The organism is Aquabacterium sp., assembly GCF_041909175.1.
Taxonomy (GTDB): Bacteria; Pseudomonadota; Gammaproteobacteria; order Burkholderiales; family Burkholderiaceae_C; genus Aquabacterium.
In genome coordinates this window covers 1-18876 of the sequence record NZ_JAYRDZ010000008.1, presented here as the reverse complement: position 1 = coordinate 18876, position 18876 = coordinate 1, and the positions used below count along the sequence as shown (strand labels likewise).

Genomic DNA, 18876 nt, shown 5'->3' with positions numbered 1-18876 from the left:
TGTCCGCCCTTTCCTGCGGCTGAAGAAAATTTGTTGGCGGCCCTCTTGTCAAGGGCCGCGCCGCTCACGCCAGGATGTCCTTGACCACCTTGCCGTACACCACCGTTGGCCGTTCCGATCGGCCGCTGTTGAGGAAAGTCACCTTCAGGTGGTCCAAGCCCATCAGTTGCAACACCGTGGCGTGCAGGTCATAGGTATCGACAGCCTTGTCCTTGTCCGCCACCTGCAGGCCAACCTCGTCGGTTTCACCGTAGGTAAAGCCAGCCTTGAGGCCGCCACCCGCCATCCACTGCGTATAGCCCCAAGGGTTGTGGTCACGACCATTGCCGCTTTGCCCATATGACGTGCGGCCGAACTCCGAGGTCCACACCACCAGCGTCGTGTCCAGCAAGCCGCGCTCCTTGAGGTCATGCAGCAAGCCGGCAATGGGCTTGTCAACCATCTTGGCCATCAGGCCATGGTTCTTGTCGAGGTCGTTGTGGGCATCCCAGCTCTGGCGATCGATGTCAGCACCTTCAGGCCATCCCGACACCACCTGGACAAAACGCACGCCGCGCTCCACAAGCCGGCGGGCACGCAGCAGCACTTCGCCGTAGCTCTCGCTGGTCTTGTCGTTGAGACCGTAAAGCTCCTTGGTCGCCGGGCTTTCCTTGCTGATGTCGACTGCAGCTGGTGCCGCGGTTTGCATGCGGTCAGCCAGCTCGTATGACTGGATACGGGCACGCAACTCGGTGTCGTTCGGATAACGATCGGCGCCCAGCGCATTGAGCCGTTTGAGCAGGTCCAGTGATGCACGCTGCTGCTTGGCCGTGCGAATTTCGGGACGGTCCAGATAGAGGATCGGTGAATCACCCGGCCGGAAGGCCGTACCCTGGTACACCGCAGGCAGGAAGCCAGCGTTCCAGTTGACGGAGCCCGCAGAGGGCTCACGGTCACCGTTGTACAGCACCACATATGGTGGCAGGTCCGCATTGGCCGACCCCAGCGCATAGGTGATCCAGGCGCCCAGAGAGGGGCGTCCCGGGTTCACATCACCGGTGTTGAGCTTGAGGATGGAGATGTCGTGGGTGGCCCCTACCGTTGTGCTCGACTTGATGAAGGTCAGCTTGTCGGCATGCTCGGCCAGATTGGGCAGCAGGTTGGAAAACCAGGCCCCGCTTTCGCCATATTGCTTCCAGCTGCGCTGCGGTGAAACGTACAGCTTCCCGACACCACCCTGCGTGCTGGTCTTGATGCCTTTCAGGAAGGAGGCGGGAATCTCCTGTCCTGCCAGCTTGATCAGGTCGGGCTTGTAGTCGTAGAGGTCCAGCGTGGACGGTGCGCCGTTCTGATGCAGCCAGATCACCGATTTGATCTTGGCCGGAAAGTGAGACGCCTTGGGCGCAAGGGGGTCGACCAGGTCGGCTGCCAGTGCAGCGTCAATGTGGCCGATGCCCGGCAGGAAGCCCCCCAGGGCGGCGCCGCCCAATCCCAGGCCGGCTTGGCGCAGAAACGCGCGACGGGAATCATTGCTCATGAGAAATCCTTCTCTCTGTTCATTGCTTGGATGGGTCAGAAGCGGTAGGCGAAGTCGTTGGAGTTGGCGACCGTGTGAACCAGGTCCACCAGCGCAGCCGACTTGATGGGATCGAAGCGCTTGAAGTCCTTCAGGCCGCCGGGTGCAGCCACCTCGAACTTGCCTGTCAGCGCCTTGTCCCGAATCAGGTTCTGCTCGTTGTTGAGGAAATCCTTCAAAGCGGTGCGCTCGATCTTGTTCGGCTGCCGTGAGAAGAGGATCTCGTAGAGACGATTGATCTGGGCGTCCTCGTTGGTCCCTGCCTCATTGATGACCCGCCCAGCCAGCGCCTGAGACCAGTCGAACACCACGTCACTGTTGAACAGCGTCAGGGCCTGCAAAGGCGTGGTGGTCACATCTCGCTTGTGATGCGGCTTGCTCGGGTCGGCGGGGTCGAAGTTCTGGGTGACCGGATACGGGAAGCTGCGGCGCACGAACACATACAGCGAACGGCGGTACCAGTCCTGCCTGTCCTGGGACACGGTCCAGGCCCGGTTGCCCTGGAAGTCCTGCGACTTGCCAATGTCTTCATTGCCCTTGATGACGGGAGGGAACACGGCGGGGCCACCCACCTTGTCGTTCAACAAACCCGATGCGTAGAGCAGCGAGTCGCGGATCTCTTCAGCCTCGAGGCGCTTGCGGGGGTAGACCGCCAGCAGCTTGTTCTCCGGATCGATCTGACGCACATCGTCACGCTCGCTGGAAGACTGGCGGTAGGTTGCCGACAGCAAGATTTCACGGTGCAGTTGCTTGACGCTCCAGCCCTTTTGGATGAAGTCAGCAGCCAGGTAGTTCAACAGATCCGGGTTGGTCGGCTTGGCACCCGCACGGCCAAAATCATGCGTGGTGGACACAATGCCCTTGTCGAAATACTGACTCCACACACGGTTCACATACACACGCGGGACCAGCGGGTTGGCATCGCTGGTCAACCAGCCAGCCAACGCACTGCGGCGGCCAGAGGAGTTCGCCAGTGGTTTGACTTCCGGCTGGTTTTTACCGACCCACAGTGCCGGCAAGGCGGGTTGCACTTCGTCGGTCGGTCGCTCGTGGATGCCGCCAAAGCGCACAAAGGTGGCCGGCGCATCGGCATGGTCCAACTCTGTGGCCGTGGTGAAGAACTTCGAGCCAGACTGCGGGCGCAACTTGTCGAACTGCTTCAGTTCATCACCCAGCTTCAGATAGGCCTGCAGTTTCTGCGCGTTCTCCTCGCTGTAGCCATCACGCCCCTTGTCCTGCCCGGTCTCGCGCAGGTAGGCCACGATGTCCTGCTCGCCAGCAACGGCATCCTTGCGCCAGTTCACCCAGCGGTCCAGCGGGGTCCACTGATCCTTGGGCTTGAAGATCGCATCGCGACTGTCTGTCAGATAGCGCTCGTTGTAGTAATGCCGCCCCACCTCGCGAACGCTGTCAAGAATGGCTTTCTGCTTGGCACGAATGTCTTTTGTTGCCTCGTTATAGGCAGCCTGTCTGGCCTCGAACTCCTTGTCCCAGGTGGTTTCCGTTCCTTTGGCCAGCGGCGTTTTCTCGTTGAATGCCGTGTTGGCAAAGAAGGCCTGAAGCTGGAAATACTCCTTCTGGCTCATCCGGTCAGTCTTGTGGTTGTGGCACCGAGCGCATCCCACGGTGCTACCCAATAGCGACTCGCCGACCAGGTCGGTCATGTCGGTTTCGATCTGGTACTTGCGCTGCACCAGGTCACGCGAGTTGGCGTTGTCCGGGTAGCCGGCCAGGAAGCCGGTGGCAATGTGTGCCTCCTGGCTGCCAGGGAAGAGCTCGTCACCGGCGATCTGCTCCTGAACGAAGCGTGTGAAGGGCTTGTCCTGGTTGAAGGCATTGATCACGTAATCGCGATAGCGCCAGTTGTTGGCCCGGGTGTTGTCGTTCTGAAAGCCGGTGCTGTCGGCATAGCGTGCGATATCGAGCCAACGGCGTGCCTGACGTTCGCCGAAATGCGGCGATGACAACAGGCGGTCAACGAGCTTGTCGTAGGCCTTGGGACTCTTGTCGCTGACAAAGGCCTTGACCTCTTCCGGGGTGGGCAACAAGCCCCATGCATCGAGCGTGGCCCGACGGATGTAAGTGGCCCGGTCTGCTTCCGGTGAAGGCTTCAACCCCTTCTCTTCGATCTGCGCCAGCACGAATGCGTCGATCGGAGACCGAACCCACGCTTTCTGCTTCACACCGGGAACAGCCGGGGCCGAAACCGGCTGATAGGGATTCCAGGCCTTGGCCTTGACCACCGCAGGAGTGGCTGCCGGCTCAGCCCCGGCAGGCCTGGTTTCTGCCGCCCACCCTTGGATGGCGAGCGTCCCCACGAACACTGACACGTACCACGATTTATTCATCAGCTTGCCCCACATATTCAGAAATCATTTATTCAAATCAACCACGCGACCAGCGCGCATATGGATATTCAATTTCAAAACATCACACCAGGTTGAAGAGACCACCCAGAAGGCAACTTCCGGGCCATGCAACACAAGCATTCAAAACCAATCAAAACAAACCGCAACCCATTGTTTTTATTGCTTATTTTGTTTTATAAAATACAAACTCACAAAACACATTAGCAACCCAAACAAAACACCTCATCAGCCTGCTGCCAAATCAACACCAAATTGCTGACATCGCAACACGGCCAGCACAAAAACAAACCAAAACACAGCAAAAACCCCATATTCAAGCTGGCACAACTCCTGCGTTTACAGGTCACCGGGCATAAATCAACCCGAAAACCAAACGAATTCATATATAGGAGTTGTGAGCGTGCATTTACCCAAATTGACTGCCATCGCCCTGGCTACGCTGGCGGCCACCTGGGCCGGCGGACCGGCCCTCGCTCAACCACAGTCGTCCGGCAATGAGATCAAGGCACTGAAAGGCACCGTCGAGGGTCTCAAGAAGCAACTGCAAGACTTGCGCAGCCAGCAAACGAGCAGCGCCAGCAATGCCCTGGACCAGGCACGCATTGAAGAGCTGCGCAAACAGGTGCTGGAACTGAGGGATCTGCTACAGAAGCAGCAAACTGCCCAACTGCCCGCCAGCCTCGCAGCACCAGTTGCAGAGGGCCAAGCTGAAGAAGCGCAGGAAGCAGTCGATGCCCGCACCCCAGCCAGCAAGGCCGACATCCAGGGCCTGCGCACCGACCTCGAAAACTACAAATACGATCAGTCACGTCTGCAGGAACGCAACATCCCCAGCGTGGTCCGCAACACCAAGATCGGCGGCTCCCTCACCCTCGGCTACGCCACGGCCAATCCGGCTGTGCAGCCCACCTCATCGGCCGGCACCACGCTGTCAGCCGAAGAGCGCAAGAACGGCTTCACCCCCGCGGTGGTCGGCCTGAATTTCTCAGGCAACCTGTACCGGGACTATGAAGAAGGCAAGAACCTCACCTACCGGATTGCATTCCAGACCTCGACCAATCTGGGGGGCAGCAATGCCGCCTACAACTCCACGGGGCAGTCCAACACCGAAGGCACGCAGTTCAACGTCACCGATGCCTATCTGAGCTACAGCTTCCTGCCGCAGTCTGGCAACGCCGAAGACCCGCTGGGCACATTGACCTTTGGTCAGCAGGTCATCCCCTTTGGTCAGGACGCACAGGCCATCGACCCGGAAGTCAAGGCTGTGATTGGCAACGCTGGTTTCGTCAGCGGCCTGGGGCTGGGCAAGCGACAGATTGGCCTGATCCTCAAGGGTGACTACGACCCGTATGTGGACTTCACCAACAACTACCGAGCGCCGCTGCTGTCCTATGCGCTGGGCTTCGTGAACGGCAACGGCGCGAACAAGCAGGACAACAACTCGATGCGTGACTGGATTGGTCGTCTGGTCTACACCCTACCGGTCGATTACGCCAGCTGGTTCCGTCAACTGCAGATCGGTACGTCGTACTACCGCGGTTACTCGGCACTCGGCTCGTCGGTCAGCAGCGCCACCAGCAACACCACGTACTACGCCACCAAGGGCCTGTTCACCCGCACCGGTTTCGACCTCAACTGGACCCACCTGCCCTACTCCATTTCCTATGAATGGGCTTATGGCAAGGACCAACTCTACAAGAACGCCACCAACCTGACGACCAACCCCGACCTCTACAAGCGAGGCAAAGGCCAGTACATCAACTTTGGCTACACCTGGGGTGAGCAGTTCCTCAACAGCTCCAAGCAGCAAGGCAAGTTTGACGATTACTGGCCCAAGTCCTATCAGGCCTTTGTGCGATTCGACACATGGGATCCCAACATCAGCGAAGTCACGGCGCGCACCTCCAACAGCGACCGCAAGCAATACATCACCACGCTGGGCCTGAATGTGTTCTTTGCCGAGACCACCAAGTTCCAGATCAATTACCTACACACCCGATACCAGCTTGAAGGCGCCACGCCCACCTTGCTGAATCCTGGCAGCAGCAACGGCATCCAGGCGCAGTTCAACGCCACCTTCTGAGTCCCCACACGTTCCAAAGGAGTACAAAACATGAAGCGACGATCATTCAATGGCCTGGTGGCCGCCGGACTGGCTGCCCCTGCCCTGATCGGCCTGAGCCAAAGTGCGCGAGCCGCAGATGGCGCCAAGCCCACCACCATCCGCATCGGTTTCCCAGGCGCTGGCACCGGTGGCCGCCCCCTCCCCACCACAGGGTTCACCGCCAACACCGTCTTCCTCGGTGAGCTGGAAAAGGAGTTCAAGGCCGACAACATCAAGATCGAATGGAAGTACTACGTCGGTGCCGGTCCGGCCCTCAATGAAGCCTTTGCCAACGGCCTGCTCGACTTCTGCTTCGGTCATGGTGACCTGCCTCTCATCGTCGGTCGCTCAACCGGTCTGAAGCACAAGATCCTGCTGTCATCCGGTCGAGGTGGTGATGTGTACCTGCTCACACCTGCTGCGGCGGCTGCGTCACAGGTAGCAGACCTGAAAGGCAAGACCCTGTCCGTCCAGAAAGGCACGGCTGGTCAGCTGACGCTGTACCGCTTCCTGGCGAAATATGGCTTCAACGATCCGGAAAAGGAATTCCGCATCATCAGTCAGATCTCGGACGACCGCCGCGCCTCGCTGGCGACGGGCGACATCGCCGGGGCCATCGACACACCGTGGGGACTGGAGGCACGCGGCATCACCAAGCGACTGGCAGAGGTGCACGACGACCTCAACATCAACAGCCCTGGAACGGTCTGGGTCGGTGAGACCTTCGAAAAGCAGTACCCGGATATTGTGCAGCGCGTGGTGACCAGGCTGGTCAAGGTCGCCCACTGGAGTTCCCAGGATGCCAACCGTGAAACCCAATACCAATGGTGGACACGGTCCGGCAACAACGCCTACATCGACAACAAGAAGGAATGGGACCGCGTGAAGGATCTGCGCGTTCGCCATACCCCCTTGCTCGATGACTACTACAAGGCCCAGATCCAGAAGGCGATCGCAGAGACCCGCAAGTTCCGGCTCACTCGCCGCGACGTCGAATTCGACACCTGGCTCGAACCCAAATACCTCAACAACGCGCTGCGCGAACTGAAGCTGGAGAACTACTTCCCGATTCAAGACGCCTCCGGGAAGTTCGTACGAAGCTGAGCACCCTGCCTGGCTTGGACACCCCGTCATGGCGGGGTGTCCTCCATCTCTTTTGAGGAGTGCGCATCATGAGCGCGTCGTCCAACGACATCTACGTATTCAAACCTGTCCAGGCCGAAGCCAATCCATCCGGAAGCCAGCTGTCGCAACTGGCTGCCCGCAGTTTCACCGCGCTCCGGCCTTTGGTGAGCCATGCGCTGATCGGCCTGGTCTGCCCGCTGCTGCTGTTCGGGCTGTGGTGGCTGACGGCCGAGCGCCAGTGGATCGCCGAGCAGATCCTGCCGTCGCCAGCCTTCGTCTGGCAATCCTTCCGCGATGTGCTCGATTCAGGCGAGTTAATCGAACATGTCGGTCACAGTCTGCGCCGCGCCGCACTGAGCCTGCTGATCGGTGGCAGCAGCGGCGTGCTGTTGGGGCTGGCCATGGGCCTCTCACCCACCTTCAAGGCTTATGTCTTTCCCACCTTCAAGGCGCTCGCTCAAGTTCCCGTGCTGGGCTGGATTCCCCTGCTGATCATCTTCGTCGGCATTGACGAGGCCCTGAAGCTCTCGGCCATCTCGATTGCGGTGGTGGTGCCGGTCACCCTGACCATCCTTGACGGCATTGCCAACATTCCCCGTGCGCTGATCGAAGTGGGCAGGGTCTACCGGTTCTCGCTGACCCAGAGGGTGCTGCGCATCGTCCTGCCGGCGGCTGCCCCGAGCCTCTTCACCGCACTACGGCAAGGCGTCATGCAGGCCTGGCTGACGGTCATTTTTGTTGAGTTGCTGTCGTCCAGCGAAGGGTTGGGCTTCTTCATGGCCTACAGCCGCTCGCTGTCACAGATCGACATGGTCATCGTGTCGATGCTGACCATTGGCGCACTGGGCATCGTCATCGAACTGGCACTGCGTGGCATCGAACTCCGCGTGCAGCGCTGGCGCCGTCCAGCCTTCTGAATGCAGCACCAAGGCCATCCATCATGAGCAATATCTCCGATCAAACAACGGCCCAGCAACCAGGCCACATCGACTGGCGGGCCTTTGTCCTGCCTCTGGCCATCATCCTGCTCTGGGCAGCGGCTACGCAGTGGCACTGGGTGAATACGAAACTGATCGTGCCACCTCAGCGGGTACTGAGTGCAGCGTTCACCGAACTGGGCCAAGTCGATTTTTACAGCGGCGTGGGCCTGAGCCTCTGGCGTGACCTCTCCGGCTTCACGGCTGGCGCACTGGCTGGTGTGGCCGCCGGTGTGCTGCTGGGTGTCTCGCGCTTCGCAGACAAGCTGTTCGGGCCCACCTTCCACACACTGCGGCAGATATCGCTGTTCGCGTGGCTGCCTTTGCTGTCGGCTGTGCTGGGAACAGGTGACTTGTCCAAGGTCATCTTCATTGGCTTTTCAGCCTTCTACCCGGTTGCCCTTGCCACCCTCGAAGGGGTTCAAGGCGTGAGCAAAGCCCAAGCAGAGGTGGCGCAGGTGTATGGCTTCACAGCGCGCCAGTTCCTCACGCGGCTGATTCTGCCGGCCGCCTCGCCGCAGATCCTGTCCGGACTCAAGCTCGGTCTGGTGTATGCCTGGCTGGCCACCATCGGCGCCGAATTTCTGCTGGTCAACGACGGTCACGGCATCGGCAACATCGTCTTCAAAGGCCGCGCCACCTTCAACGTCGAACTGATCATCTTCGGCCTCTTCGCCATCGGCCTGATCGGTTTCGTACTCACCCGGATCGCAGATGCAGCCGAGCGACGTTTCCTTCGCTGGCGCCCAGCCAACATCTGACCGACACCCGCCTCACCTCTTCACAGGAGCACGCCATGGCCCACGCCGGCACCATCGACATCACCAGCCTGAACAAGCATTACCAAGTCAAAGGCAAGACACTGCAGGTTCTCAAGGACATCAACCTTTCCATCCAGCCCGGCGAGTTCGTCAGCATCGTGGGCTCCAGCGGCTGCGGCAAATCCACCTTGCTGCGCCTGCTCATCGGGCTGGAAGGCGGTTTCGACGGCCAGTTGCTGCTGGACAATCAACCCATTCGGGGCACCAGCCTTGATCGCGGCATCGTCTTTCAGGACCACCGCCTCTTTCCATGGCTGACCGTGGAACAGAACGTGGGCCTGGGTTTGCTGAACGCACCCGGCAGTCAATCCGAAAAGGACCGCAACGTCCAGGAGCACATCGCGCTGGTCGGACTCAAGGGCTTCGAAAAGGCCTATCCCTACCAGCTCTCCGGCGGCATGTCGCAGCGGGCCGCCATCGCCCGCGCACTGGTCAACCGTCCGGAAGTGCTGCTGCTCGACGAACCATTCGGTGCGCTGGATGCCCTGACCCGCACCCGACTCCAGCAGGAGTTGCAACGCATCTGGCAGGCAGAAGGCATCACGGCCATCCTGGTCACCCACGATGTGGAGGAGGCGGTCTACCTGGGCGACCGCATCGTGATCATGGAGCCGCGCCCCGGCCGCATCAAGCGCATTGTCGATGTCCCGCTGGCTCGGCCGCGCGACCGCGCCAGCGCAGATTTCACCGCCATCAAGGATGACGTCCTGGGCGAATTCGTCCACGAAATCAACCACGCCACGGTAGCCGAGCGCCAAGAGCGCGCCGACCCGCTGGCCGCGTGACACACCCACCGCACCTTTTCATCAGACCAACAGAGACGACATCATGAACAAGACCCTTCCCGCCATCATCCTCGCCCTGACTGTCGGACTGGCTGGCACCAGCGCGTTCGCACAGCAGGCCGCCGACACCGGCTCATCCGGCAGTGCAAGCACCAATGCAGCCGCCGCCCAGCCCTGGACCTACAAGACCAAGAACCTCAATCGGCAGGAGGTAGACAAGCTGCTCGGCAACCCACGCAAGCTGCTTGTCATTGATGTCCGCCGTCCGGACGAGCTCAGCAAATATGGCAGCTTCCCCGTCTACCTGAACGTGCAGATCGACGACCTGCCAGACGTGCTCGACTACATCCCCAAAGACCGCCTGATCCTGACCGTGTCCAACCGTGCTCACCGTGCCGGCGCTGCTGGCGACCTGTTGTCCAGCAAGGGCTACAAGGTGGCAGGTGCCATTGGCAGTGTCGACTACGCCGAAGCGGGTGGCACCATTGTCAAGGTGGCCCCCAAGGTCGCCGCAGCTGCTGCCGCCGCATCGAAGTAAGCAGGAGTGAGCATGGCCAAGCCGGAAGCCAGCGCAGGCAAACTGATCGAGCTGTGGGACTGGCCCTTGCGGGTCTTCCACTGGTCGCTCGTGCTCAGTGTCTCGACCGCCATCGCCACCGGTCTGCTCGGCGGCAGCTGGATGCCCGTGCACGCCATCGCAGGCGAGCTCATCGCAGGCCTTCTCGCATTCAGACTGGCATGGGGTTTCTTCGGCTCCAGCCATGCTCGCTTCAGGCAGTTCGTGCCAGGCCCCCGGCGCCTGCTCGCCTACCTGAAAGGCCGCTGGACAGGCGTGGGCCACAACCCATTGGGTGCGCTGTCGGTCCTCGCGCTGCTCACCTTGCTGTTGGTGCAGGTGGCAACAGGTCTGGTCGGCAATGACGACATCGCCTTCCAGGGGCCTCTGGCATCCCTGGTCAGCGAGGCCACCTCGCACCGGCTCACCGGGGTCCACCACCTGCTGGTGAAGGTGCTGTATGGCTTGCTCGCGCTCCATCTGGCAGCCATCGCATTTCACCTGCACGTGAAAAAAGACAACCTGGTGTCGCCCATGGTCACCGGCAAGAAGCTGGTTCCCAAGGAGACCACAGAGCCTCGCCGCTACAGCTTGGCAGCCCTGGTGTCGGCCGGACTCATCGGGCTCGTCGCAGCCCTCATGCCCGGCGGGCTCGCATGGTGGAGCACCGCACACGACAACACCGACCAGCCCCCCCAACCGGAACACGCAACAGCCTCGACGACCGCCAGTCAGGCCACACCGGGGTGGTGACAACGTTCGCATAAACAACTGCGTTTTTATTCGTTCTACACATGAAGGCTGACTTCTAGGATCAAGTCACTTCATCAACAAAAGGATTGGTCCTCATGTCTTTCAAGCGCTCCACACGCCGCACTTTCAACACGATTGCATTGGCCACCCTGTCGGTCATCGCTGGTGCCGGTGCCGTCATCCCGACCTTGGCCCAGGCCAAGGACATCACCCTGCTCAACGTGTCCTACGACCCCACACGCGAGCTCTATCAGGCCATCAATACCTCGTTCTCCAAGTACTGGAAGACCAAGACCGGCGACGATGTGGTCATCAAGAACTCCCACGGCGGATCTGGCAAGCAGGCACGATCGGTGATCGACGGCCTGGACGCCGATGTCGTCACCCTGGCTCTGGCCTATGACATCGACGCCATCGCTGAAAAGGGCCTGCTGGCTACAGACTGGCAAAAGAAGTTCAAGTTCAACAGCACGCCTTACAGCTCGACCATCGTGTTCATCGTCCGCAAGGGCAACCCCAAGAACATCAAGACCTGGGATGACGTCGTCAAACCTGGCAACTCGGTGATCACGGCCAACCCCAAGACATCGGGCGGCGCACGCTGGGCCTACCTGGCCGCCTATGGCTACGCGCTGAAGAAGTTCAATGGCGACGATGCCAAGGCGCGTGACTTCATCAAGAAGCTCTATGAGCACGTGCCCGTCCTCGACTCCGGTGCCCGTGGTGCCACGGTGTCCTTTGCAGAGCGCGGTCTGGGCGACGTGCTGCTGTCATGGGAAAACGAAGTGGGTCTCGTGAAGCAGGAGTTTGGCAACGACAAGTTTGATGTGGTCTACCCGTCCACCAGCATCCTGGCCGAGCCCCCTGTGGCGCTGGTCGACAAGGTGGTCGACAAGAAGGGCACCCGTGAGGTGGCCACGGCTTACCTGCAGTACCTGTACACACCTGAAGCCCAGGACATCATCGGCAAGTACTACTACCGCCCGACAGATCCCAAGGCTGCAGCCAAGTACGCCAAGCAGTTCCCCAAGATCGACTTGTTCACCATTGACAAGGTATTTGGTGGCTGGACCAAGGCACAGAAGACCCACTTTGCTGACGGGGGTGTCTTCGACCAGATCTACACCAAGAAATAAGCCATTGCAGAGTGGGGGTGTCTCAGGGCGCTGGACAGGCAGCTCCGGGACACATTTCAGCGGCATGGGCCTGATGGTCCATGCCGTTTTTTATGGAGGGGCACATGCCCCTTCCCGCGCTGTCAGGCCGCCCGGATCACGTCATCCTCGGCAACCACCTCGCTGGCCCCACCCAACAGACCATGGCGCTTGAGCAGGGTCCTGAGCATGTTGCGGGTGAGCCCCATCAGCCTGGCCGTACGCACCTGGTTCTCATGTGCATGGGCATAAGCCGCGTGCACCAGTGCAGACTCCACCCGATCGAACAGATCAGGCTGCGCCTCGTCCAGCATGGCCACCCAGGCCTGCACCAGCCTGTCCAGGGGCGTGTCCTCCTGTCCATGAGGGGTACTCGCTACAGACGCCAGAGGTGGCACCTGGCTCACCTGGGCTGGAGTGGCGGCGAGCGTGGCTGCGCCCAGCCCGCCGGCCACCAGCCCCAAGGACGCGCTGGCGCCTTGGCTGGACAAGGGCACCAACTTGATGTCGTCTGTCTGGATGACCCCATCACGGCAGACAATCAGTGCGAAGTGGATGACATTCTCCAGCTCGCGGATATTGCCCGGCCAGCTGTAGCCCAGCAGGGCCTGCTGGGCCTCCGGCGACAAATCGGCATCCGGCTGGGACAAGCGCCCCCGATAGACCGTGATGAAGTGCCGTGCCAACGGCACGATGTCAGCCGGCCGCTCTCGCAGTGGTGGCAAACGAACACTGGCAACGCTCAGTCGATAGTACAAGTCCGCCCGGAAATGCTGTGCCTCAACAGCCTTGGCCAGATCGATGTTGGTGGCCGCCACCAGTCGCACGTCCAGCGGGATGCCTCGACGCGACCCGAGCCGAACGACCTGGCGCTCCTGCAAAACACGCAGCAGCTTGACCTGCAAGGCCATGGGCAGATCACCGATTTCGTCCAGGAACAAAGTGCCGCCATTGGCCGCCTCGAACCAACCGGCACGGGCCTGCGATGCCCCCGTGAAGGCGCCCGACTCATGCCCGAACAACTCGGCATCGATCAGACTTTCACTGAAGGCTCCGCAATTGACCGCCACGAAGGGGCCCTTGCGGCCACTCACATGGTGAATGTGGCGCGCAATCAACTCCTTGCCCGTGCCGGTTTCACCCATGATGAGCACCGTTGCTTCGCTGCGCGCGATGCGCTCTACATCGGCCAGCAGTGATTGGGATCCTGGGTCGTGGAAGACCAGGGCCTTTGCCCGAATGGACACCGGAGCCGAAGGGGACTCCGGCAAGGTCAGTACTCTTTCGCCGCTCATGTCGTGTTCTTGTTGGAGACCCGACAGCACCATGCTGCGGATCAGACAGCAGCCACCGTAAACCCAACACCCGCCCAGTTGAAGGGACATTTTCAAAGCAGCTTATGCGTGTTCGACGGTATGCGCCGATCAGCTATGCATCACTGGAATGGTTCCTTGCCCTGCGCCGTGGTGCCCCCTAAGCTGAATGCCATTCGGTACCCACTTACTGGAGGTCGAGCATGGGCATCACCGCCATCAACGTCCGCAACCAATTGCGTGGCCACGTCAAGGAAATCATCGAAGGCCCGGTGGTATCCGAGGTCGACGTCGAGACCCCGTCCGGACTCATCGTCACATCCGTGATCACCACCCGGTCCGTCAAGGATCTGGGTCTGGTGCCGGGCAAAGAGGTGATCGCCCTCATCAAGTCCACCGAGGTGTCCATCGCCGCACTCTGAGTGCCTCTCCAGCAAGGTCCCATCATGATCATGCAACCCCATCAGGAACTCCGTGTTCTCATCATTCCCGGCCTGCGCAACAGCGAACCCAGCCACTGGCAGTCATGGCTGCAAACGCAATACCGTGGTGCAAAGCGGGTCCAACAGGCCGACTGGCATCATCCAGAGCTTGAAGCCTGGGCTGACCGCATTGGTGACACCATCGCCCGGGGGCGGCCCGGCACCCGCTGGATTGCCGTGGCCCACAGCTTTGGCGTACTGGCCCTGGCTCGCCACATTGGCCGCCATCAGCACACAGGCCAGGCGCACCGCATCGTGTCTGCCCTGCTGGTCGCGCCAGCCGACCCCATCAAGTTCAAAGTCGACCACGCCCTGCCACAAGGCGGCCTGGGCCTGCCCACCACCTTGATCGGCAGCGAGGATGACCCCTGGATGCCCCTGCATCGGGCTCGCGAGTGGGCACAGCGCTGGGGCTCGCGCTTTCAGAATCTGGGCGCGGTGGGTCACATCAACACCGAGTCCGGCTTTGGTCCCTGGCCACTGGCGCGCTACAAAGTCGATCAGATGATCCGAGACCAGCAGCGCACCCATCGCATTGACCGCGCCCACCCGCTGGAACTGAACTTCGCAGTGTGACCGCCGCGCCGTGAACACATGACCTGGCTCAATCAAAGCGCGGGCAGCCAGTCAGGATGTGCCCTGCCGCCTGCAAGGTTTGTTCAACTCTGCTACCTTTGCGCCTCGATATGGATTGAGGAGTGCCGGGGTGAGCAGCCTGAGCAAACGCCTGGATGCCCTGACGGTCGAACAGATCAAGGGCATCAGCCGAGGAATTGAAAAAGAAAGTCTGCGGACCACGCTGGCAGGTGACCTGGCGCATACCCCCCATCCGGCCGGACTGGGGTCGGCCCTCACCAACCCGCACATCACCACGGATTTCAGCGAGTCTCAGGTCGAACTGGTCACCGGGGTCCATCGCGATGTGGACGCCTGCCTGAGTGAGCTGCAACAGATCCATCAGTTTGTCTACCAAGCCATTGATCAGGACATGCTGTGGGCCTGCAGCATGCCCGGCACCTTGCCGGCTGACGAGGACATCCCTGTGGGGGACTACGGCCGCTCGCACATTGGCCAGGCCAAGCGCATCTACCGCATGGGGCTGTCGCACCGCTACGGCCGGCGCATGCAGACCATCTCGGGCATCCACTACAACTGGTCCTTGCCCGGGCTCAGCAATGAACAGTACTTCGCGCTGATCCGCAACTTCCGCCGACAGTCCTTCCTGCTGCTGGTGCTGTTCGGGGCGTCACCTGCCGTGGCCACGGACTTCGTGTCCGATGCGGCACGCCAGCTTCATGCGCTACAGGCGTGGGGCTCGCGCACCTTGTACCTGCCCCACGCCACATCCTTGCGCATGGGCCGCCTGGGCTACCAGAGTGACGCGCAAAGCTCACTGGCTGTCAGCTACAACAGCCTGGAAGGCTATGCCGCCTCGCTGCATGACGCGCTCACGCGTTCGTACCCACCCTACGAAGACATCGGCATCCGGGGGCCAGATGGCGCCTATCGGCAGCTCTCGACCTCCCTGCTCCAGATCGAAAACGAGTTCTACAGCAGCATCCGCCCCAAGCGGGTGATCCAGACCGGTGAGCGGCCGCTGCATGCCTTGCGGGCACGCGGAGTGGAATACGTCGAGGTGCGCTGCATGGATCTCAACCCCTTCCTGGCAACGGGCATCGACAGCCAGACGGCCCGCCTGATCGACACCTTCCTGCTGCACTGCCTGTTGTCTGAAAGCGCGCCAGATACGCCCCAGGAGATTGCCGAACTGGCCCTCAACCAGCAGCGCGTGGCCACACGTGGCCGTGAACCGGGGCTGACGCTGCAGCGTCAAGGCTCAGAGGTCGTGTTGATGGACTGGGCCATGGACATCCTGCGTGACTGCGCGCTCATCGCCGAGCGGTTGGACAGCGTGCTGGGCGGGAGCGCCCACATGGAAGCCATTGCCGCCGCGCGCGAAGGCCTGCGCCACCCTGACAGCCTGCCGTCCGCCCGCGTGCTGGCTGCATTCGAACAAGACCAGTCCACCACGGGTCACATCGGCTTCGGACAGATGCGGTCGCAAGCCAACCGGCAGCAGATCATGGCCATGCCCTTGGCTACCGAAGCACGTGCCTGCTTCGAGCGTGAGGCCCAGATGTCACTGGCCGAGCAGCAAGCCATCGAAGCGGCAGACACCGAGCCGTTTGAAACATTCCGGCAGCACTACGTGTCGGCCCAGCGGCTGGTGGTGTGAGGGCAAGGGTCGTTACGCCCTACCTTAGTCACGAGAATTGCGCCTCTGCGTCAAGTCGAGTAACGAGCTCTATTCTGCAGCGTCACTGGACAAGGCCATGGTACTCGAGAGCTGTCGGCCGAGAGCGACCGTTTCTGGCCGATTCGAGCCGACTAGACGCCCAGACTTGTCACCGCAAAGCTGTCCGCCAGGGTCTCGCCTCAGCCGGGGCTTTTGGGTGCGGGGCATCCGCCTGCTGATGGCCGGGAACGGTTCTCGGCCGCACTGGCTGGGCGCACAATGTCGGTTGGACGTCTAGAACCCTCGTCGTGCAGGGAGCCTCCATACGCCACACGACGCCTCGTTTTAGCCTCGATAATGCGACAGTGCCAAGTCTCGGCGGCCTTCAGGAGCCTTACATGTCAAAACCGTACAAGCGTCCCGACCCGCTAGCGCAGAAGCACGCTCACAGCGACGCAGGTCGTGCGGAAAAGGACCCTGCTCGCCTTGGTCGCGATACACGTGGGTGGGTCACCGCCAACAAGCGCTCAGGTAAGGAGTTCGAAGCCCGACGCAACCTTCCATCCGGCCCGCTGGGCGGCTCAGGCCGCAAAACGAATATCTCGCGATCCTCCTAGGCTGCTGCGAAGTAGCCGCTCACGCACAGCAATACCGTGCTTCAAGTGATTGACAGCAATCCTGCTAGCAAGAAAGCACTCACGACAAATACATCGGGCGGGAGAGCCAACGACTCTCCGAGCTATGCACAAGCCAGCACCCAAACTTGGCCGGTCAACGAGAGACAAACTCATCAGATGACTCCGGCGCAGCAGCACCGATCACGCCAAGATTTCCCACATTGTTCCCACCGACAAGAAAAAAAGCCCTGAGCGAATCCGCTGTGAAGTAAGCCAATTGCTAGCTGCAAGTAAAGCATTACTTGGCGAAACTTCACATTCCTACAGGCTGCGTTGGGGTGTCGATAAAGCATTACTTGGCAGAACTTGCATCTCGACAACCAATTTCTGACAGAACTCACAGATCAATCTAAGCCACTGATTTTTATGATTTTTTTCTGCAAGTTTGTAGATCAAAATCTCGCCACAGGCACAGACTAGGCCATCTATTGACAAGTTCTGCCATGAAATGACTTACAGACCTTGCGTACATGAGCTAACTGACGGAGATCTGCTTGCTCAGGCCGTGGAGCGATCCACATACGCTAGTGCCACACACATTCCTGACGACAGAGATTCAGCTTCAGAAGACCGTGCCATAGTTCGGACTGCCATGAACGCCCAAGAGAGTCCACTGCCAACATCAAATCTGCTGATCCTCGGTAACGGTGACCGCAAAATCGAGGCCCTCAACTCACCCGCTTTGACGTTCACGTTCAACGGTCGCTGCGACACACTTCAACCCCAAGGCCAAGTTGATGTGCAGATGACGCGTGACACGCTCGGCACATACAGGTTGACGCTCAAATCACCGGACCAATCGATTGACACCTCGGCTTTGGAGGAGGAACTCAACCGAGCGCTCGAGGCACAGACCCGAACTCTCGGATGCCTTCCATCAACTGGCTACGCGTTGATTCACGGACGCAACGGCTTCTTCATTGAGTGCGGTGACCACCGAGCCATCCGTCGATTCCGGGGCGCCGGGTTCGGGCACGTTGACGCGGTGCCTGAGCAGCGCCAGCGTGGCACCCATCTTGTTGCTGGCCAGTTCATCGGGATTGCCGATCCGGATGCGCAACTGTGGATTTGCCTGCACTAGCTCCACGAACCAACGGTCCAGTGCGGACATGGCGCTGCCCGACACCTCGGTTGGCACCCAGGCCGGCATCGGCAGATGAGGGCTCGCTGGATGGCGTCGGGCCATGGGGTGCTCGCTTTCGCGCGAGCGCTGGCTCTGGCCGTGATTCGCCAGGACGGTGAACGCGTTTGCCAGTTCGCTCTCAGGCACGAACAGCGCCGCAGCCCCTGCGTTGAAGGCCTCGCGTGCCTGCGCATCCTCGCGCGGATTGCCGTTCAGCGGCAGGTTGTGGGCGGCATTGGTCGCCGCGCCCGGGAAGCCAAAACCTTTCTCCGTCTCGGCGATCACGTAAGGCAGCTTGACCGGATAGCGCCGATCCGAGCGTGCAGCGAAGGCGCTCAGCGTGTCTTCGGCTTCAACAATGGCCCATGCGATCGCCACTGGATCGCGTCCATCGACGATGACGGGATCGAAGCCGTTGTGGCGCAGGTCTTCGGCCAGCCAGGCAGCGCCACCTTCCTGCACGATCTGGGTGCGCTGCTCGATGCGCCGTCCGTTGAGAATCATGACCGGGATGGCGAAGCCGCAGTCCTCGGCGCGCCACCAGCGCGGCGCCCAGTCCGAGCCACGTTGTTCCTCGAAAGCGCCATCACTGAGGAATGCCACCAGGCTTTCTCCCGGCAACGGCGTGTGCACATACTGCAGCCCGGCGAACCCCAGATAGCCGCCTTCGGAGATCGCGCCGGCCGTGTTCGGCCCGGCATGGCTACCCAGCGGTACCGCGGGTCGCCCCTGCTTATCGATGGCATAGGAGTAGAAGTCCCCGATCAAACGCGACAGGCCCGCCTCGCTGCGGTCGTAGCGTCCACGCTGGGCGGCGGACACATCGCCGGTCAGTGCGTTCACCGC

General features: G+C 60.9%; 14 protein-coding genes and 1 pseudogene. 11 read left to right on the top strand and 4 right to left on the bottom strand.

Annotated elements, in window-relative coordinates; genetic code table 11:
• Window positions 1-64: 64 nt before the first annotated feature.
• Complete coding sequence (locus tag ACE3PH_RS12370; RefSeq protein ID WP_374319396.1) at window positions 65-1516, bottom strand: DUF1501 domain-containing protein; 1452 nt, start codon at window positions 1514-1516, stop codon at window positions 65-67.
• Between the two features lie 35 nt (window positions 1517-1551).
• Window positions 1552-3903, bottom strand: a complete 2352-nt coding sequence (locus ACE3PH_RS12365) for a DUF1549 and DUF1553 domain-containing protein (RefSeq protein WP_374319394.1) — start codon at window positions 3901-3903, stop codon at window positions 1552-1554.
• Between the two features lie 421 nt (window positions 3904-4324).
• Here ACE3PH_RS12365 and ACE3PH_RS12360 point away from each other — a divergent pair, with 421 nt between their 5' ends.
• The 8 genes from ACE3PH_RS12360 (at window position 4325) to ACE3PH_RS12325 (ending at window position 12181) form a co-directional block, all read left to right on the top strand.
• Window positions 4325-6007: a porin gene (locus tag ACE3PH_RS12360; protein ID WP_374319393.1), complete on the top strand. Its 1683-nt coding sequence runs from the start codon at window positions 4325-4327 to the stop codon at window positions 6005-6007.
• Between the two features lie 30 nt (window positions 6008-6037).
• Window positions 6038-7132: an ABC transporter substrate-binding protein gene (locus ACE3PH_RS12355; protein WP_374319391.1), complete on the top strand. Its 1095-nt coding sequence runs from the start codon at window positions 6038-6040 to the stop codon at window positions 7130-7132.
• A 68-nt stretch (window positions 7133-7200) separates the two neighbouring features.
• Entirely contained in the window at window positions 7201-8070 is an 870-nt protein-coding gene (locus ACE3PH_RS12350) for an ABC transporter permease (protein WP_374319389.1), read from the top strand.
• A 23-nt stretch (window positions 8071-8093) separates the two neighbouring features.
• Window positions 8094-8891 carry an ABC transporter permease gene (locus tag ACE3PH_RS12345; RefSeq protein ID WP_374319387.1) on the top strand — a complete coding sequence of 266 codons (798 nt, stop codon included), beginning with the start codon at window positions 8094-8096 and terminating at the stop codon, window positions 8889-8891.
• A gap of 35 nt (window positions 8892-8926) precedes the next feature.
• Window positions 8927-9736: an ABC transporter ATP-binding protein gene (locus ACE3PH_RS12340; protein ID WP_374319385.1), complete on the top strand. Its 810-nt coding sequence runs from the start codon at window positions 8927-8929 to the stop codon at window positions 9734-9736.
• A 43-nt stretch (window positions 9737-9779) separates the two neighbouring features.
• Window positions 9780-10274, top strand: coding sequence for a rhodanese-like domain-containing protein (locus ACE3PH_RS12335; protein ID WP_374319383.1), 495 nt, complete (start codon window positions 9780-9782; stop codon window positions 10272-10274).
• Between the two features lie 12 nt (window positions 10275-10286).
• On the top strand, window positions 10287-11045 hold the full coding sequence (locus tag ACE3PH_RS12330) for a cytochrome b/b6 domain-containing protein (RefSeq protein WP_374319381.1): 759 nt from the start codon (window positions 10287-10289) through the stop codon (window positions 11043-11045).
• Window positions 11046-11140: 95 nt separating this feature from the next.
• Window positions 11141-12181: a sulfate ABC transporter substrate-binding protein gene (locus ACE3PH_RS12325; RefSeq protein WP_374319379.1), complete on the top strand. Its 1041-nt coding sequence runs from the start codon at window positions 11141-11143 to the stop codon at window positions 12179-12181.
• Between the two features lie 122 nt (window positions 12182-12303).
• Here the strand turns inward: ACE3PH_RS12325 and ACE3PH_RS12320 are convergent, their stop codons facing one another.
• Window positions 12304-13584, bottom strand: a complete 1281-nt coding sequence (locus tag ACE3PH_RS12320) for a sigma-54 interaction domain-containing protein (protein WP_374319377.1) — start codon at window positions 13582-13584, stop codon at window positions 12304-12306.
• A 131-nt stretch (window positions 13585-13715) separates the two neighbouring features.
• On the opposite strand from ACE3PH_RS12320, the gene ACE3PH_RS12315 reads away from it, so the two are divergent.
• The 3 genes from ACE3PH_RS12315 to gshA all read left to right on the top strand — a co-directional run bounded on the left by ACE3PH_RS12315 (window position 13716) and on the right by gshA (window position 16230).
• Entirely contained in the window at window positions 13716-13934 is a 219-nt protein-coding gene (locus ACE3PH_RS12315; protein WP_374319375.1) for a molybdopterin-binding protein, read from the top strand.
• A 24-nt stretch (window positions 13935-13958) separates the two neighbouring features.
• On the top strand, window positions 13959-14570 hold the full coding sequence (locus ACE3PH_RS12310; protein ID WP_374319373.1) for an RBBP9/YdeN family alpha/beta hydrolase: 612 nt from the start codon (window positions 13959-13961) through the stop codon (window positions 14568-14570).
• Window positions 14571-14700: 130 nt separating this feature from the next.
• A complete protein-coding gene (gene gshA, locus ACE3PH_RS12305; protein WP_374319371.1) occupies window positions 14701-16230 on the top strand; it encodes a glutamate--cysteine ligase in 1530 nt (509 codons plus the stop codon).
• Between the two features lie 1578 nt (window positions 16231-17808).
• On the opposite strand, the pseudogene ACE3PH_RS12300 reads toward gshA, so the two are convergent.
• Window positions 17809-18876: pseudogene (locus ACE3PH_RS12300) on the bottom strand (xylulose 5-phosphate 3-epimerase); the annotation flags it as partial.

What these genes read in the sequence shown, in the direction of transcription:
- ACE3PH_RS12335 (WP_374319383.1), top strand. Translation starts at nt 9,780, where the DNA reads ATGAACAAGACCCTTCCCGCCATCATCCTCGCCCTGACTGTCGGACTG.
- ACE3PH_RS12345 (WP_374319387.1), top strand. Translation starts at nt 8,094, where the DNA reads ATGAGCAATATCTCCGATCAAACAACGGCCCAGCAACCAGGCCACATC.
- ACE3PH_RS12325 (WP_374319379.1), top strand. Translation starts at nt 11,141, where the DNA reads ATGTCTTTCAAGCGCTCCACACGCCGCACTTTCAACACGATTGCATTG.
- ACE3PH_RS12355 (WP_374319391.1), top strand. Translation starts at nt 6,038, where the DNA reads ATGAAGCGACGATCATTCAATGGCCTGGTGGCCGCCGGACTGGCTGCC.
- ACE3PH_RS12350 (WP_374319389.1), top strand. Translation starts at nt 7,201, where the DNA reads ATGAGCGCGTCGTCCAACGACATCTACGTATTCAAACCTGTCCAGGCC.
- ACE3PH_RS12330 (WP_374319381.1), top strand. Translation starts at nt 10,287, where the DNA reads ATGGCCAAGCCGGAAGCCAGCGCAGGCAAACTGATCGAGCTGTGGGAC.
- ACE3PH_RS12370 (WP_374319396.1), bottom strand. Translation starts at nt 1,516, where the DNA reads ATGAGCAATGATTCCCGTCGCGCGTTTCTGCGCCAAGCCGGCCTGGGA.
- ACE3PH_RS12340 (WP_374319385.1), top strand. Translation starts at nt 8,927, where the DNA reads ATGGCCCACGCCGGCACCATCGACATCACCAGCCTGAACAAGCATTAC.
- ACE3PH_RS12310 (WP_374319373.1), top strand. Translation starts at nt 13,959, where the DNA reads ATGATCATGCAACCCCATCAGGAACTCCGTGTTCTCATCATTCCCGGC.
- ACE3PH_RS12315 (WP_374319375.1), top strand. Translation starts at nt 13,716, where the DNA reads ATGGGCATCACCGCCATCAACGTCCGCAACCAATTGCGTGGCCACGTC.
- ACE3PH_RS12320 (WP_374319377.1), bottom strand. Translation starts at nt 13,584, where the DNA reads ATGTCCCTTCAACTGGGCGGGTGTTGGGTTTACGGTGGCTGCTGTCTG.
- ACE3PH_RS12365 (WP_374319394.1), bottom strand. Translation starts at nt 3,903, where the DNA reads ATGAATAAATCGTGGTACGTGTCAGTGTTCGTGGGGACGCTCGCCATC.